This is a genomic window from Alteromonas sp. AWJ4_199, assembly GCF_056159165.1.
In genome coordinates this window covers 1,892,756-1,909,484 of record NZ_JBSWUR010000001.1, presented here as the reverse complement: position 1 = coordinate 1,909,484, position 16,729 = coordinate 1,892,756, and the positions used below count along the sequence as shown (strand labels likewise).

Annotated in this window: 14 protein-coding genes; 8 read left to right on the top strand and 6 right to left on the bottom strand. The window is 45.2% G+C overall.

What is annotated here, in order from left to right; translation table 11 throughout:
* Nucleotides 1–216 precede the first annotated feature (216 nt).
* Complete coding sequence (locus tag ACXAER_RS08365) at nt 217–735, top strand: YgjV family protein (RefSeq protein WP_474828295.1); 519 nt, start codon at nt 217–219, stop codon at nt 733–735.
* Between the two features lie 64 nt (nt 736–799).
* The gene (locus tag ACXAER_RS08360; RefSeq protein ID WP_474828293.1) at nt 800–1,237 is read left to right on the top strand and encodes a hypothetical protein; all 438 of its coding nucleotides are present in this window, start codon (nt 800–802) and stop codon (nt 1,235–1,237) included.
* Between the two features lie 95 nt (nt 1,238–1,332).
* Here the strand turns inward: ACXAER_RS08360 and purU are convergent, their stop codons facing one another.
* Both purU and thpR read right to left on the bottom strand, forming a co-directional pair.
* Nucleotides 1,333–2,187, bottom strand: coding sequence for a formyltetrahydrofolate deformylase (gene purU, locus ACXAER_RS08355; RefSeq protein WP_039217723.1), 855 nt, complete (start codon nt 2,185–2,187; stop codon nt 1,333–1,335).
* A 249-nt stretch (nt 2,188–2,436) separates the two neighbouring features.
* Nucleotides 2,437–3,090, bottom strand: a complete 654-nt coding sequence (thpR, locus tag ACXAER_RS08350) for an RNA 2',3'-cyclic phosphodiesterase (RefSeq protein ID WP_474828290.1) — start codon at nt 3,088–3,090, stop codon at nt 2,437–2,439.
* A 186-nt stretch (nt 3,091–3,276) separates the two neighbouring features.
* Here thpR and ACXAER_RS08345 point away from each other — a divergent pair, with 186 nt between their 5' ends.
* Both ACXAER_RS08345 and ACXAER_RS08340 read left to right on the top strand, forming a co-directional pair.
* Nucleotides 3,277–6,000 (top strand): ATP-dependent RNA helicase, encoded by a 2,724-nt coding sequence (locus tag ACXAER_RS08345; protein ID WP_474828288.1) that lies wholly within the window; start codon nt 3,277–3,279, stop codon nt 5,998–6,000.
* Nucleotides 6,001–6,178: 178 nt separating this feature from the next.
* The gene (locus tag ACXAER_RS08340) at nt 6,179–6,991 is read left to right on the top strand and encodes a DUF4198 domain-containing protein (RefSeq protein ID WP_474828286.1); all 813 of its coding nucleotides are present in this window, start codon (nt 6,179–6,181) and stop codon (nt 6,989–6,991) included.
* A gap of 88 nt (nt 6,992–7,079) precedes the next feature.
* Here ACXAER_RS08340 and ACXAER_RS08335 read toward each other — a convergent pair whose 3' ends face one another.
* Nucleotides 7,080–8,366 (bottom strand): lytic murein transglycosylase, encoded by a 1,287-nt coding sequence (locus ACXAER_RS08335; RefSeq protein WP_474828284.1) that lies wholly within the window; start codon nt 8,364–8,366, stop codon nt 7,080–7,082.
* Between the two features lie 268 nt (nt 8,367–8,634).
* Between ACXAER_RS08335 and mrcB the strand changes: the two genes are divergently transcribed.
* Nucleotides 8,635–10,986: a penicillin-binding protein 1B gene (gene mrcB / locus ACXAER_RS08330; protein ID WP_474828282.1), complete on the top strand. Its 2,352-nt coding sequence runs from the start codon at nt 8,635–8,637 to the stop codon at nt 10,984–10,986.
* Nucleotides 10,987–11,253: 267 nt separating this feature from the next.
* On the opposite strand, the gene ACXAER_RS08325 is transcribed toward mrcB, so the two are convergent.
* Both ACXAER_RS08325 and ACXAER_RS08320 read right to left on the bottom strand, forming a co-directional pair.
* Nucleotides 11,254–11,538, bottom strand: a complete 285-nt coding sequence (locus tag ACXAER_RS08325) for a hypothetical protein (protein ID WP_474828280.1) — start codon at nt 11,536–11,538, stop codon at nt 11,254–11,256.
* 416 nt (nt 11,539–11,954) lie between these two features.
* Nucleotides 11,955–12,878: a DUF808 domain-containing protein gene (locus ACXAER_RS08320; RefSeq protein ID WP_474828278.1), complete on the bottom strand. Its 924-nt coding sequence runs from the start codon at nt 12,876–12,878 to the stop codon at nt 11,955–11,957.
* Between the two features lie 128 nt (nt 12,879–13,006).
* Between ACXAER_RS08320 and ACXAER_RS08315 the strand changes: the two genes are divergently transcribed.
* Nucleotides 13,007–13,786 (top strand): helix-turn-helix domain-containing protein, encoded by a 780-nt coding sequence (locus ACXAER_RS08315; RefSeq protein WP_474828276.1) that lies wholly within the window; start codon nt 13,007–13,009, stop codon nt 13,784–13,786.
* A gap of 75 nt (nt 13,787–13,861) precedes the next feature.
* Here the strand turns inward: ACXAER_RS08315 and ACXAER_RS08310 are convergent, their stop codons facing one another.
* A complete protein-coding gene (locus ACXAER_RS08310; protein ID WP_474828274.1) occupies nt 13,862–14,716 on the bottom strand; it encodes a hypothetical protein in 855 nt (284 codons plus the stop codon).
* A gap of 242 nt (nt 14,717–14,958) precedes the next feature.
* Between ACXAER_RS08310 and glnK the strand changes: the two genes are divergently transcribed.
* Together glnK and ACXAER_RS08300 are read left to right on the top strand one after the other, a co-directional pair.
* Nucleotides 14,959–15,297, top strand: coding sequence for a P-II family nitrogen regulator (glnK, locus tag ACXAER_RS08305; protein WP_012516988.1), 339 nt, complete (start codon nt 14,959–14,961; stop codon nt 15,295–15,297).
* 32 nt (nt 15,298–15,329) lie between these two features.
* Nucleotides 15,330–16,577 (top strand): ammonium transporter, encoded by a 1,248-nt coding sequence (locus ACXAER_RS08300; RefSeq protein ID WP_014948004.1) that lies wholly within the window; start codon nt 15,330–15,332, stop codon nt 16,575–16,577.
* The last annotated feature ends 152 nt before the right edge of the window (nt 16,578–16,729 follow it).

Below are 16,729 nucleotides of genomic sequence, written 5' to 3'. Positions count from 1 at the left end.
AAAACCATCTTAAGATAATGTAAAAATAAGTTAAATGCTCTTTAACGTAATTCCTTGCAGTACAGCGGTTTGGAGGGGAAATCGTACTGGTATGCAATTCGTCGAAATTGCACAAATTTTGATTGGTTTTGCGCTGGTTGGAAATTACACTGCGCGCGTTCTGAATTAGCTGTACTCCACAGCCCGTAAACCACTAACTTATTTACTGTGATCACCATGTTTGAATTACTTCTTCACGGGTTTCCCGTAGCATTCGCTTTGGCCTCTTTTGGGTCGAATACTGAACGCAAATTACTGCTGCTGAACTTGGGGCTATGTATTGCCATTGGCTCTCTTTTGGCTTTCGAGCAAGCGTGGGGAGGTGCCGTAGTTATCACGGTGGCAGGACTGAGTACCAGTTATCGACTAGTAAAAAACAAGCTACTGTCGCCTATCGCAACTTACATTACTTTAATCACTATGATGGTGATTGTACTGACAGTAAACAATTTAACCGGTAAAACATCTCTGATTGAAGCTATGCCTGTGTTAACTTTCATGGCTTATCGCTTTGGCGAACTGCACTGTAAAGAAGCAGGCCTTCGCGTGTGTATGATTATTGGTTCAATCAACTTCACGGCATACGGCGTCATTACTCAAACGTGGGGGTTAGCCATTACTGAAGCGCTATTTGCGGTATCAAACCTGTGGTACTACATGAAGCTTAGGCGTGCCATGCGCACTAGCCCAATTTAGTTGAATATATAGTCGTTTTGTGATGTATTTATTGTCAAACGGAGTTGAATCCACAGGCAAGGTAATGCAACGCAAACCCATCGACAAAGCTCTATTTTTCGGTGCTCCGGCTCTTCTACTCGCTCTTTTTATTTTTAACATAAATGCAGATGGTGAATTGAAACTAGCGGCTACCCTTGGCAGTGTAGGGCTTTGTGTTAGTTATTATTCTTTTTTAAGAAGCGGCGGGGTCAGCAGAAGATACCCTATCGAAGATTTGATAGAGAACGATGGCGAGTTCTTGGTCTTTCATTATTTTCACCGTCACGAGCGCCAGCCACTAAAAGTGAACGCAGACACAATTTATGCGCTAAATGTTTCTCACCGTTATCTCGGGGTAATTTTAGATAAGAATGGCAGGGGATTTGATTTTCACTATCCACACAAGGAAGCCGTAATAAAAGCTAGGCTTCAAGAAGTGCTCGGTGATGATGGATTTAACAACGTAAAAAAGAATGTCTAAATAAAACGAAAAAAGTGTAGAGCGAAAACAGTGTAAGAAGAAGCCCGAAAGTAATGTTTACTCGCGGGCTTTTTTTATTTTATCAGTATAAAAATTTACGCAAACACCACGGTCTTATTTCTGTGAATAATTACGCGGTCTTCTAAATGGTAGCGCACACCGTGAGCCAGTGCGGTTACTTCACAGTCTTTACCTTTGCGCACCATGTCAGCTGCGCTGTCGCTATGGCTGATACGTTTAACGCTTTGCTCAATGATTGGGCCTTCATCTAAGTCCTTAGTGACATAATGACAGGTTGCGCCAATTAATTTTACGCCGCGATCATAGGCTTGCTGGTAAGGCTTAGCACCGGCAAAGCTAGGTAAGAAGCTGTGGTGAATATTAATGGCTTTACCTTCCAGCTCTTGGCACAACGTATCAGGTAAAATCTGCATGAAACGGGCAAGCACGGTCAAATCAATTTTGTACTCTTGAAGTAAGGTGGTGATTTGCGCAAATGCTGCTTCTTTTCCTAAGGCTTTAAAGTCTACCCAATGAAAAGGGACTTTGTACCAGTCAGCAAACTGTTTCATTTGCGGGTGGTTGCCAATAATCACTGGAATATCACAGTGCAGCTCGCCAGTATGCCAGCGATGAAGCAGGTCAACTAAACAGTGAGATTCGAGGCTCGCTAACAAAGCAACGCGCTGCTTTTTGCTAGAGTCACTGAGTTTCCAGTTCATCTGATACTCGTTAGCAAGTGGGGTGAACTCTTTAACGAAGCTTTGGTGATCTAACTTAAGCGAATCGGTACTAATTTCATGGCGCATAAAAAAGCGGCCGGTTTGTAAATCGGTATGATGGCTGGCTTCAACGATGGTTGCGTTGTGGTCGGCTAAAAATTGCGACACGCTGGCAACTAGCCCTATTTGGTCAGGGCAGTCTATAACTAATCTAAATGTTTGTTGCATGTGAGCAGTTTGAATAAAAAAACAGGCTATCTTTTTACCCGTGACGCTAGGCGTTGTAAAGGCTATAGGCGATTTAATACCAGCTTAAATTGCTATAACTCATAATCACTCTCAGTCATTGCTCTCAGCCTTTACTTTCAGTCATCAGGGCTGCTTAGCTATGAAAGGCATTTTTTATAGCGGTACAGATGCATATAACCCAGCTCGGTAGTACATTTTCCTTATTCGCCGCTCTTTACTTGCCTCTTTTTACTCATCTGTAATACCGCGGCGAAGTTTCTCTCTTACCGACATATTGTGTTTCAACGGCCAAGATTGACGAATAGGGTAGGTCACCCCCTGCGGCGTAGTCACAGATTCAAATAGGTGAAATGCTGAAATGTGAACGTCTACGCTCGGGCTGTAAAGCGGTAGCGGCAATGTCGACGTAGCCTTTCTTACAAGAGTGACGTGAGGCTTATACTCTCTGCTTTCTACTTCGATTGCTGCTTTACGGGCCGCTTTTCTCGACAATTTAGCGAGTTCATTAAGTGCCTTTGGTGTTTCAGTGGGTGCAGCAAAGAGTATTTTAGGTCCATTCCATAACCCGGTAGCATTAAGAGTTAGAGAAAAGGGCTCACTGACGAGCTGATCGAGTTCATACACAAGCGCTTCGTGCTGACGGTGATTTATTTCGCCTAAAAAGCAAAGCGTGATATGAAAGTTTGCTGCTGGCACTGCATAAGGTATTGCGGGCCCTTGATTGTTGATGTGTTCGTTACGCTTGTTGCTAGACTTACGAGTACGAGTCACCTCGCTTTTCACCCATTGACGAGGCATTACTTCAGGCAACGCCTGTTGACGCCAGCTATCTAGAGCAAGTTTTTCTGTGGCGCTAAGATCTAAACCAATAAAGCTTCGCATAGCTTTCCTCCTTTAAATTTGCCCTATCTATGTACATTAAACAGTAGTGCAGCCCACGAGTTTAAGAAGGCAGCGAACGTCCGTACGACAATAAGTTTATCATGGCGCTGCGGACGAGTTCCAAAACAAGTCGCGCGTATTGAATATTTACCAAATTTAAAAAAATAGCTGTGATGTTCGAGTGCATTGTTTACATCAGGTACACTATACCCACCAACTTATAACACCTTTATGCCCTTTATGTTACAGCCGTTTTCTCACCTACCCGCTTATGAACTTGTTACGCCGCTACAAGAAGCCGTAGTTACTAACAACATCATTATAGGGGCGCCTCCAGGGGCAGGGAAATCTACTGTACTGCCTTTGTCACTGCTGCAATCTTCGCTAAAGGGAAAAATACTGCTTATGCAGCCACGCCGGGTGGTGGTAAGAAATCTTGCTGACCACTTAGCAAAACAGTTAAATGAAAGTGTGGGTGAAACAGTTGGTTATCGTATAAAGGGTGAGTCGAAAACATCGTCTGCCACTCGGCTTGAGATAATAACCGAAGGCGTGCTAACGCGCATGATCCAGCAAGACCCAGAGCTTACTGGTGTAGATGCTATTGTCTTCGATGAGTTTCATGAGCGCAGTATTCATAGTGACTTTGGTTTGGCACTGGCACTTGAAGTCCAGTCTGGGCTTCGCGATGACTTACGCCTAGTGGTGATGTCGGCTACTTTGGATATTGCGCCACTTCAAACATTGCTTAATGCGTTTAGCGTACTGCCAGTAGCGAACTTAGAAACTCAAGGGCGCATGTTTCCTGTTGATGTTCGCTACACCCAAGATGTGCAGGCTTATGAGTTGATAACGAAAACCAGCAATCTCATAAAACAGGCAGTAAGCGAGCACGATGGTGATATTTTAGTGTTTCTTCCCGGCCGAGGAAGCATAAATGCTGTTGCCAGAGAAATAAAAGGATTAGCTGAAAGTGCGGACATAGCCGTTCACATGCTTTATGGCGCTTTAGGAAAATCAGCGCAACAAGCAGCCATTGCGCCAGACCCACAGGGCAAGCGAAAAATCATATTATCTACCAATATTGCAGAGACAAGTTTAACCATTGAAGGCGTGACAGTAGTTATTGATACACTGTGGGAGAACAGTGCTCAGTATCATCCTTCAAGCGATATCACCGCGCTTACCCAGCAACGTATTTCACAAGCATCTGCCACTCAAAGAGCAGGGCGAGCAGGACGGGTAATGGCCGGAACCTGCTATCGTTTGTGTAGCAAAAGCAGCTTCGAGCGTTTGGCGAAACACAATGCGGCGCAAATTGAAAAAGAGGATTTAAGCAGCTTCTTGCTTGATACTTTAGCCTGGGGCAGCAGCCCAGATACGTTGGCATTGCTGACGAAGCCTACACAAGCGCAGCAGCAGGTGGCACAACAAAAGCTTCAGCGGGTTAATGCTATCTCTCAATCGAGCATTACTCCCTATGGAAGAGCGCTGGCCCAGCTACCTTGTCAGCCCCATTTAGCCCATTTATTGCTAACGGCAAAAACAGGCATAGACGGGCTAAGTGCTGATGAAAATAGCGCGCTTCGCTTTGCTGCACCGTTTGTTGTGGCAATAAGCGAAAGCAATATTAATGTGAATGGTGCGACAAACGTAATGGATGCGCTGCGTCATGCTAATAGCAGCACTCGCAATCAGCTTATACAACAAGCTTCCCGTTATGCGCGCTATGTGCAAAGCGAGAAGGGGAAAGCGCAGAATTTTAAGCCTGACATTAACGCATTGGACGAATGCGCCCTTGGCCTTTGTATCGCCATCGCATTTCCTTTGCAGGTGGGCTACAGGCGAAATGCGCCAAGCAATTCTAGCGGTAGCCCTGGTAATTCGAAAGGCGCAATAAAAGGGGCTACACGAAGCGGTGCTTCTCAGTCTCATATTATTGAGTACAAGTTAGCGAGTGGAAAGGGGGCTGAGCTAACCGCTACAGCCAGTAATACATTCTTCAACGAAAGCGAAAAGGACAATCACCCGTGGATAGCAGTGCTTGAGGGGCAGCTAATCAAAAGCACAGTGTCAATACGCCTAGCTCAGCATGTTCCTGAACGCTTGTTGCGTTTAGCTTTCCCTGACGCATTTAGCGAAAAGCGTAGCGTTATTCTTAACAGCGACACTGGCGTAATGGAAGCCAGAGTAAGTACAGGGTTTTATGACATAACGCTAGATAGTGCGCCAGTATCCGGGCAGGAAAAAAGCCGGGAACAAGTGTTTTGGGATAGCGCAATGTGCGATGCTTGGTTTGCCTATCTCGATACCTTGCCGTTATCCAATTGGCCACTGTCGGATGCCGATTGGCAATGGTGGCGAAGAGTTCTGATGGCCGCAAAGCTCAATCTCCCGCAAGATAAAGCTTTTGACGAACCAGATCCCTGGCCGTTGTCATTAAGCGAGCTGGTGCATAGGGCAAAAGACAGCCTAGTGCCTGTTCTAAAAAGCTGTAAAAGTATTAAAAACCTTAAGCAGTTACCGTGGAAGACGGCCTTAAATAATGGGTTATCTTGGCCTCAGCAAGACGCATTAGCCACGCTTTTGCCCACTCACGTGACTATTCCAACGGGCAGAGAGGCTAGCCTAGATTATCGCGACAATGGAGATGTAGTGCTGTCGGTCAAAATGCCAGAATTGTATTCACAAAGCACTCCACTAAGCTTAGCGGGTGGGCGAGTTACTGTTGTGTGCGAGCTGCTGTCGCCAGCGGGTAGACCACTGCAAACCACTAGTGATTTAGGTGCGTTTTGGCAAGGCAGCTATAAGGAAATACAAAAAGAGATGAAGGGACGTTACCCCAAGCACTTTTGGCCGGATGACCCTGCCAATGCATTGCCGACCAGTAAAACAAAAAAGCATATGTAGCCATTGATACTTAACACCACTTACTGTTTTCAAATGATTGTTGTGTATTTCAAGCACCAGCAACTGCTTATACGCCAGTTGCTTGTACAGTCTGTTTTTAACGACAGTGGTTACACATTAAAAACTAAGCTAAGTTGGTGGTAGCAATTACAAACTTTTATTTAGGTAACCTTACGCTATGAAATTATCCAGTTTAGCCACCGCGGGCTTTCTGTTTGCTACATCTTTAAGCGCTCAAGCTCACGATTTCTGGTTAGAGCCAGCAAGCTACCGATCACAAGAATCCCGTGCTGTTGCCTTGCAGTTTAAAGTGGGCCATAAAGAAGATACCTCTCATTGGAACCTTGCGTGGGATAGAATAGTCGCGTTGCGTACCTACTCTTCTGACGGCGTGAGTGATATGGCCGCCAGCGTAGTACCTAAAACGTCAATGCTGCCCGGCATGGCTAAAACGGTCGAGCTTTCACCTGGCACTCACGTTATAGGGTTTGAGAGCTATCATGCTACTAGTGTACTAAAAGCGAAGAAATTTAATCAGTATGCAAAAGATGAAGGCTTAACTGAGATATTAAGCTATCGCGAGGCGAGAGGGCAGAACGATATTGCCGGAAAAGAGCTTTATTCAAGAAAAGCGAAAACCATTGTGCAAGTGGGTGAGTCACCAACGGATAATGCGCTAAAACCCATAGGCCATACGCTAGAAATAGTGCCCCTTGAACACCCCTATAAACTCTCAGATAACACTCTATCTGTTCAGGTGTTATTTAAAGGGAAGCCCTTAAGCAATGCACTTATCGATGCTGCATCCTTGGTTGATCACAGCGCCGAAGTGCAAGCGGTGCAAACTGACAGTGAAGGAAAGGCGATGTTTAAACTTAATGTCGAAGGGCCTGTTATGCTAAATACGGTTTGGGGCGTACCCCTCACAAATAGTTCTGCAGCAGATTTTGAGACTTACTTTTCAAGCCTTACGTTTGAATACGTTCAGTAACCAATAAGATGAACGGCTTCTACCTTACCGGTCACTAAAAATACCAAATGATTAATGCGCCCCTGAAAGGGCGCTGTTTTAATCAAGTTTAAGAGGTAGCCTTGCCTGCCAGGTCAATATCAAGTGCTGCCATTACTTCCAGACCTGGAAACCCATCTGCGATCATATCATTGCTAATTTGGTAGTTGCGGATACCCTCGCGAGTGGCAGGGCCAATGATGCCGTCGGGTTTACCCACATCGAAGCCTAAATTATTCAGCTTACTTTGAAGCGCAATAATGTCTTTGCGGCTGTAGGCGGGGAGATCAGGTAAGGTTGCTTTAATACCAGACGCCCCAGCGATGCGATCGGCCAATACGCCTACGGCGATGGCATAAAACTCAGAGTTGTTCCAGCGCATAATAACGCGGAAGTTTTTGTAAGCAATAAAGGCAGGGCCGTTATGCCCTGCAGGCACGATAACATAAGCTGTGGTATCGTCTTCGCACAGCGCAGAACCATCGGCTTTCTTCACGCCTTTAGCGTTCCATTCGCTAAGAGGTTTTCTATTTTTATAGCCAGACTCTTGATAGTCAAAATTCTCAGGCAACTGCACTTCACGACCCCAGCGGAAGCTGCGCTCCCAACCTAGGCTTGCAAGGAAGTTTGCGGCAGAAGATAACGCATCTTCTTCACTTGCCCACAAATTAATTTGTCCGTCGCCGTCGCCGTCAATGGCATAGTGGGTATAGGCCGAAGGCATAAACTGAGTGTGGCCCATAGCGCCAGCCCACGAACCAATCATATCTTCTTTTTGTAGCTTTTCCCGTTCCATTAGCTTCACGGCCACAAGGAACTCTTGGGTAAAGTACTTACTTCTTCGTTTGTCACAAGCCAGAGTAGCAAGAGAATCAAGTACGGGCATTTTGCCTTTGTAAGAGCCGAAGTTTGTTTCTAGACCCCAGAAAGCGAGCAAGTAATGAGGAGGCACGCCGTACTTATCACTTAGTTTGTGTAACAGCGCCTTGTGCTTAGCGTACATCTCTTTGCCTTTTTCAGTGCGCCAATCGGTAACGCGCTTACTAAAGTATCCTGGAAAGGTTTGTACAAATTCGGGTTGGCTTCGGTCTAGCTCAATCACACGGTCCTGATGAACAAGGTTAGGAAATACATTATCAATGGTTTGCTGGCTAACCCCTTCCTGCTTGGCTTTATCAGCAAGCGCTGCGGTGCAGCTAGCGAATTGTTCATTGGCTAACGCTGAATTTATTGTCGCACCCGCGAGAAGCAGTGCCATAGACGTGCGAAGTGACGGTCGAAGAAATGAGGCGTAAGACTTGGCCCCTTTAGGCGAACGAGTAGAGAAAAAAGAAGACTTAAATGAAGCTAAGCGCATAGTACGGTTCCTGTGTTACTTGCCAGCATGCTATCGCATTGTGACCGTGAAACGCGAGTAAAATTCACTTTTCCTAGTGCGTACAGAAGTACTTTATCCCGCATCTGTAGTAAATGGGCTTTAAGTGTGCATATTTGGAAACAGTTGTTGAGCGGCGGCCCGAATGGTAATGTTGATACTATTAAAACTAACGTTTTAAGCGACGTTCGTTAAATCTATATCGCAAAGTATGCGATGTCATCTTCAATGATCTTCATGGCGTTTTCACGTGGCAAAAAAACAGACACAAAACACATCATCTTCAAAAAGCAAAGCAACCAACAAGGGTAAGAGCTCAACCAAACGCTCGTGGTTTTTTAAGCTGTTTTGGCGAGTCACTTTAATTGGCTTGGTCGTGCTTGGGGCTTATGCGTTTTATCTCGACGCACAAATTAAGCATGCGTTCTCTGGAAATAAATGGGAAGTTCCCGCGCAGATCTTCGCCCGTCCGTTGGAAATCAGTAAAGGTGAAGAGATAACGCCCCAAGAAGTCATTGATGAGCTCAATTTGCTGGGCTACCGCAAGGTAACCTTTGCCGACAGTAGCGGTGAATATAGCTATCAAAATAAGGTGCTAACTGTGCAGCGCCGTGCGTTTCAGTTCCCTGAAGGTGCAGAGCCTCTTCGCCACTTGGTAATTACGTGGGAGGGTGCACGCATTGGGGAAATCTATGACAAATCGCAAGGGCGTCCTTTTGGCTCTGCAAAACTGGAACCTTGGTTAGTAACGCGTATGACAAGCGGTTCGCAAGAAGATCGAATGCTCGTGACCCTTGATACTATTCCTGAAATGTTACCTAAAGCGCTTACGCTGGTGGAAGATCGCAATTTTTATAATCACCATGGTGTTGCACCACTTTCAATATTGCGAGCGCTAATGGCGAATATTGCAGCCGGACGAACGGTTCAAGGCGGGAGTACGCTAACGCAGCAGCTGGTTAAAAACATGTTTTTAACCCGTGAGCGTTCCATTGTGCGTAAGGCAAAAGAAGCCATTATGGCAGTGATCATTGATGCCCGTTACAGCAAATCAGAAATTATTGAAGCGTACTTAAACGAAGTGTTTTTGGGGCAAAATGGCGATATGGCCGTACATGGTTTTGGACTTGCCAGCTATTTTTACTTTGACCGACCAGCAAACGAGTTAAGCACGCCTGAAATAGCCACGCTTGTTGCCATTATTAAAGGCCCATCTTATTACAACCCCCGCAAATATGCCGAGCGAACAAAAGAGCGACGTGATTTAGTACTTCGCATGTTGTTTGATGAAAATGAAATTGGCCGCCAAGACTACGAACGCTTTGTAAATATGCCGTTAGGGCTTGCCAGTGGTGCGAGTTTAGCAAGCGGCAAACACCCTGCTTTCATGGAGCAGGTACGTCGAGAGCTTAATGAAATTTTAGCAGAGCCAAGTTTAAGAGACTCGGGCGTAAAAGTGTTCACAACACTTGATATCGTGGCCCAGCGCCGCGCTGAAAGTGCATTGTCAGGCACCTTAAATGGCCTGCAAAAAGATAGAAGCGTTCCACTGCAAGGTGCCATGGTAGTCACCGACAGCGCAAGTGGTGAAGTGCGCGCGATTGTGGGCGGTAAAGACTTTGCGTTTAAAGGTTTCAATCGAGCATTAGACGCTAGGCGGCCGATAGGTTCTTTGATTAAGCCCGCTGTGTACTTAACTGCATTAGAAGACCCTACACAGTTTAACTTAGCAACACCTCTTGAAGATGAACCGATAACGCTTGAGAGTCGAAACGGCACCGAGTGGTCGCCGCAAAACTACGACAAAGAATTCAGAGGGCAGGTACCTTTACTTCAAGGACTTGTCGAGTCTTTAAATATACCAACCGTTAATTTAGGCATGCAGATAGGCCTAGATGCGTTGGCCGATACCATTGAGCGTTTAGGGATTACTACGCCAGTAGATAAAGTACCGTCGTTAACCCTAGGCGCCTTCGAACTTACACCGTTTAGCACTAATCAAATGTATCAAACCCTATCTAACGATGGTCGCTACATACCCCTCCATACAGTGACATCTGTAGTGACAGCGGATAACGCTTTGCTTTGGAAAAAAGCGGAGTTCTTTAGCCAGCGAACTGATGAGGCTGCCACCTATCTGCTTAATTACGCGTTGTATAAGGTAACCACAGAGGGCACTGCGAAGCGCATCGGTTGGAATTTTGGCAATGTGAATATGGCTGGCAAAACGGGCACCACAGACGATTACCGCGATAGCTGGTTTAGTGGCTTCGATAGAAACAATGTGGTCACGGTTTGGGTAGGTAACGACGATAATAAACCCGTTAACTTAACCGGTGCCGGTGGAGCGCTTCCCGTGTTCATTAATTACATGAAGTCTCAATCACCTAAATCATTATCAAGACGTTTCCCTAAAGGTCTGGGCATTGCGCATTTCGATGCAAAAACGGGTGCAGTCGTTGTTGCAGGATGTGCTGGAAGTTTAAGCGTACCGGCTATTTTGGATGTGCTTCCTCCACCCCAGCAAGACTGCTCGGGTCGTCCTGTGAAGGAAGATGGCGAGAAGAATGATAAAAGCTGGTGGGAACGGATATTCGGATAAAAAAACTCCAGTAAGAAGATAGAAAACACGATCACTTGGCTGGGATACTGTCAGTGCTTTCTATCTCCCTCTGGAGTAAAAGGCCCAGGGAAGGCAAAACAGGTTATGGTAGTCGGTTAGGTCTCTATTTGTTTTTATTGCGTTTTCAATGCCCTTTCTGAAGGAAGAGGCGCGCTGTAGAAAACACCAGCGCACTTACAGCAAACGCAATAACCGGCCCGAGTACTACCATAAATAGGGTTGCGGCGGTTAACATGTGCACTCTCCTTATGCGTCGTTATCGTCCGAGTTGATTGGCTCAATCGGTGTAATAGTAATCTCTGCAACCAACGAACGTGCTTCTTCTACTTCAGGTTCAAATGTATGACTTGTAGTTAACACGTCATAGGTCACATCCAGCGCTAAGTTCTGCTTTACGTCGTTCATGGCGCTTTCGACGATAAAATCTGTATGTGAAACAATGTTACTCTGAGATTCGTCAGCGAATGCTGCTGCGCTTAATACGCTAGTTGCTAAAGTTAGTGCAGTGAAAAATTTGCGACCGATAAACATAGTAATCTCCAAAAATTAAGTTAGACACTGCACTTGAACATACTGCGTGGCAGCTATCATGTTGCTAAAGGTTTCGATAATAAGTCGTTATCAATTAACAATTAGTTTATAGCGAGGGATGTGCCAACTCGTTTAAATTGTTTATCTTTTTGAAATTGTTGAGTTTAATTTTTATTGGGGAAATGAGCGAAAAGTTTGTCTGTTACAAAAACGCTAAAATTTAGTGCTTTTCATATGGGGGTGGTCAAAATGACTAACGCAACGTTTTTGCGAACATATGCTAAGGCATCTTTTGTCAGGTAAAGAGCTAAACAGAGGGGCTGCGGTACAGAAAGCCGCGACGCCCTCGCTTAAAAGAAAAAGTGAAAAAGCAAAGGAAAAAGATCAAACAAAAAGATAAAGCATAGAGCACGGCCCTAGGGCTTTTTGTCTTTAAACTTCGTAACCATTGTCACAACTAACGCAACGATTACACCAGCAGCAATACCTACTACGCCATCTGCCAGTATCGACATGATCAGCGACGCGCTTGGGATCAGCGTGGTAAACCAGTCGGTAAAAATATGTAAAAAGCCTATGCTGTGAGTAAGAATTCCGCCTCCCACTAAGAACATGGCCACAGTACCCACTACCGCGAGGGTTTTCATTAGTGCGGGCGCGGCAACCAGCAATGCTCTGCCGATAAATCGTTGAAGGGTGTTCATAGAGCCTGTTAGCGATTTGCGAAGCATGTAAAGGCCCACATCGTCCATTTTAACTAAGCCCGCGACTAGTCCATATACGCCAAGCGTAATGGCTAAGCTTAGTGCCACTAACACACCAATTTGCGTTGTAAGCGTTGCATCTGTCACGGTACCTAACGCAATAACAATGATTTCAGCAGATAATATGAAGTCGGTGCGTATAGCGCCTTTAATTTTATCTTGTTCAAAAGCCACCATATCTACATCGTCTTTAGAGAGCGCTTCAATTCGAGCTTCTCGTATTTCTTCCTCACCTTCATGAGGAAGATATTTATGCAGCAGTTTTTCTGCACCTTCAAAACATAAATATAATCCACCCAGCACTAATAACACGGTAATGAGGGAGGGAACAAAGGCACTTATGGCTAATGCAGCGGGAACCAAAATGGCCTTATTGATAAGCGAGCCTTTTGCGACAGCCCATACAACAGGCAATTCCCTATCTGCTTTAACCCCTTGGACCTGATCAGCATTTACCGCTAAATCGTCACCCAAAACGCCCGCAGTTTTTTGCGCTGCGACTTTCGACATGGTTGCGATGTCATCCATTAACGTTGCAATATCATCAAGTAAGGCAAGTAAGTTAGCTGCGGCCACTGTGATTTTCCTTATATTCGTTGTTATTAAGTGTGCTGTTTTTATGTTTCACTAACATAGCAAATCGGCAAGCGATAAGTAGTTGCGGCATACAAAGAATACGCGCAGCATCTTACCTTTGGCAACTTATGAATAATGTGACATCAGAGAAAAAGGCTGGAATCAGTGTGAGTAACGACAGAGAAACAGATGAAGAAACACAATTACCCTCGCTTTCAGTTCGTTCTTATGCAAGAAAAGCCCGTAGTCACGCTCACCCTTTTTATCAGTTAGTATTGCCTGTAAATGGGCATATAGAAATAGCGCAAGATTGTTTTACTGGCAGCGTCGGTGTAGGTGAGGGAGTGTGTATAGCGCCGCTCGAAGTACATAGTTTTAGTGCAAACGAAAATGCAAAGTTTGTGGTCGCCGACTTACTTTCAGTACCTGAGCAGTTAAAAGACAAACGAAGCCCTATCTTTCAGGTTAATACCGCCCTTCAAGCTTTCTTAAGTTTTACTGAAGTGCAATTAACGAATTACGCGTTTTACGGACAGGATGAAATGACCGCGTTATTTCAGGTGTTACTGGCGAAAAGCGAGGTGGGCGGGGGAACAGACAAGCGGATCACCCAAGTAATAAGCCATATACATAATGACTTAGGGGCATCGCATTCGTTGCAGTTGCTTTCAGAGATGGCCTGTATGGGAACCACACAGTTCAAAACTCGGTTTAAACAAACCACTGGTCTTAGCTTACGTGATTACCTAGTGAAGATAAGGATGGAGAAAGCCAAAGCACTGCTTAGAAACACCGATACGCCTATGTCGAGCATAGCTCAATTAACGGGGTACGAAGATGTTGCTGCATTCAGCCGCCGATTCAAAGCCTATTTCGGGCAACCACCAAAGTCTTTTAAAAGAAAGTAATCACGCCTTGCTAAAGGGGGACACTAGTCGGCTACGGACTATCGCAAAAAAGAACACGGCAAAAATCAACACGCGCTAGTTTCGCTCTTTATCTTTGGGCAGTTTATTCACTCTCGCATCTATAAAACGTTTGTGATCGTCCATTTTGGTGCATTTTAAAGTGCCTCCGGCAAAACCGCTTAATATCGCCAAGGTTTTATTGGTCGTACTGCTACAGTTTACTTGTTTTGACGGGCGTCTATTTTCACTAGCTTGTATTTCTTGTGTACTTGGCCCGCTTAATATAGGGCTATCTTTTCGTTCTTGGAAATTCCTTGCTGCTTGCTCGGCGTCTTCAGCTACTTTTTCACTGTTATATTTTTCAAAATAAAGCGCAGCGCCATCTTTGACCGATAAATTTAACGAACCCGCGCGGCGATTCGCATCTTTTGAAAGCGTCGGCGTTGGTGGCGTGGTAATTGTCTTATCTTCTATTCGGACTTGCTGTATTTCGGGCTCAGTAACTTTCTGCTGCTTTGCTTCAGGAATTTCAGAAATTTTAGTTTTACTATCAGGTGCTTCGATGGGTTGAGTGACATCAGACTTCAGTTCAATTTCTTGCCTTTTAGCGGAAGCATCGACTGTTTTAGTGTCTTCTATTTCGGCTTGGATTGAGGGACCCGGAGTTGGAGGGTAGTATAGCTTGGCACTGATCTCAGGTGTTCGCTCTAAAACGTTAACACGAGCTTTTTGATTATCAATACTCAATTGAGAAAGTAAGACAACCAAAATCACCCCAAATACGTGAACACCACATGAAACTAACAGCGCTCTCCACGCCGTTTTTTTAGTAACGGAATGGTTCTCAGTGCTGCGTTCTGGCGCAAAGAAAGATGGGGTGATAGTCGTCATAGTAAACAACAGACCATTCGCTCTCTCGAATAGTTCCATCCTAATTTCATCGCACTTTTTAGTCACCTTACCTCAGTAATTTCTTTGGCCGCTACATTATTGGGCATTTTTCAACTCGTGCACCATTAATGTGCATTATTTTTGTGCGCGCCGCCGCTGCTTGTGATTATGTGTATGATTTATATAGTTAAATATTTATGGCATGGCTCTTGGTTTATCTTCCCGTAGTTGGAAATACGACCATAAATTACAGAATAACCAAAACAAACTGGGAGCAACTCATGAAACTAGTTACAGCGATCATCAAGCCGTTCAAGCTAGATGATGTTCGTGAAGCCATTTCAGAAATCGGAATCGACGGTTTGACCGTGACCGAAGTGAAGGGCTTTGGACGTCAAAAAGGACACACTGAACTTTACCGCGGAGCGGAATATCAGGTGGATTTTCTACCTAAAGTCAAACTGGAAATTGCTGTTCAGGATGATCAAGTAGAACGCCTGGTAGAGGCCATCGTTGGCGCTGCCAAAACAGGCAAAATTGGAGACGGCAAGGTGTTTGTTTATGACCTTGAACATGCCGTTCGTATTCGAACTGGTGAGTCGGATAGCGACGCGCTGTAAGCCACTACGATATATTTGCGGAGAAAACCATAATGGAAATCACTTTTGAACTTGGGTATGCGCTAGATACCTTTTATTTTCTAATCTGCGGTGCACTAGTTATGTGGATGGCTGCAGGTTTTGCGATGCTTGAAGCTGGTCTTGTTCGAGCGAAAAACACCACAGAAATTCTAACTAAAAACGTGGCGCTATTCGCTATCGCTTGCACTATGTACATGATTTGCGGTTACGGCATTATGTACGGTGGCGGCGACTGGGGTCCATTCCTAAGCGGTATCATGGCTGATGGCGCAACAGGTGTAGCTGAAGAGCCAGCAACATATGCACCTTCTGCTGACTTCTTCTTCCAAGTAGTATTTGTTGCAACAGCAATGTCTATCGTATCTGGTGCGGTAGCTGAGCGTATGAAGCTTTGGGCATTCCTAGCGTTCGCAGTTGTCATGACGGGCTTCATCTATCCAATGGAAGGTGCTTGGACATGGGGCGGCGAAGCAGTATTCGGTATGTATACGCTTGGCGACCTTGGTTTCTCTGACTTTGCAGGTTCAGGTATTGTTCACATGGCTGGTGCAGCTGCTGCTCTTGCTGGTGTTCTTGTGCTTGGTGCTCGTAAGGGTAAATACACCGCTGACGGTAAAGTAAACGCGATTCCAGGTGCAAACTTACCGCTTGCAACTTTAGGTACATTTATCCTGTGGATGGGTTGGTTTGGCTTCAACGGCGGTTCAGTACTGGCTACTGCAACTGTTGAAAGTGCAAACTCAGTAGCGATTGTATTTATGAACACAAATGCTGCAGCTGCTGGTGGTGCAATTGCTGCACTTATCGTAGCACGCATTCTATTCGGTAAAGCTGACCTAACTATGGTACTTAACGGTGCACTAGCCGGTCTTGTGGCTATTACAGCAGAGCCTTCAACACCTACACCATTACAAGCTACTTTGTTCGGCGGCCTTGGTGGTATTTTAGTAGTGCTTAGCATTGTTGCACTAGACAAGCTTAAGATTGACGATCCAGTGGGCGCAATTTCAGTTCACGGCGTAGTAGGTCTTCTAGGTCTTATCCTTGTACCTTTCACTAACGATGGTTCAAGCATCTCTGGTCAGCTAATTGGTGCAGCGACTATCTTTGTATGGGTATTCGTAGTGAGCCTAGTGGTATGGCTAGTGATTAAAGCGGTTATGGGTGTACGTGTGAGCGAAGAAGAAGAATTCGACGGCGTAGACATGAGCGAATGTGGTCTGGAAGCATACCCAGACTTCACAAGCAGCCGTTCGTAAGAGAGTCTCGATTAGGCAACGAAACAACAATAACAATAATGCCTTATTACTTCGTTTAAGCCCCGCTAATGCGGGGCTTTTTTCGTTTCATGCAATGTGTTTTAAGACCATTACTGAGCTTAGGAAAAGAGCCTAGGCGTAATGTGACAATA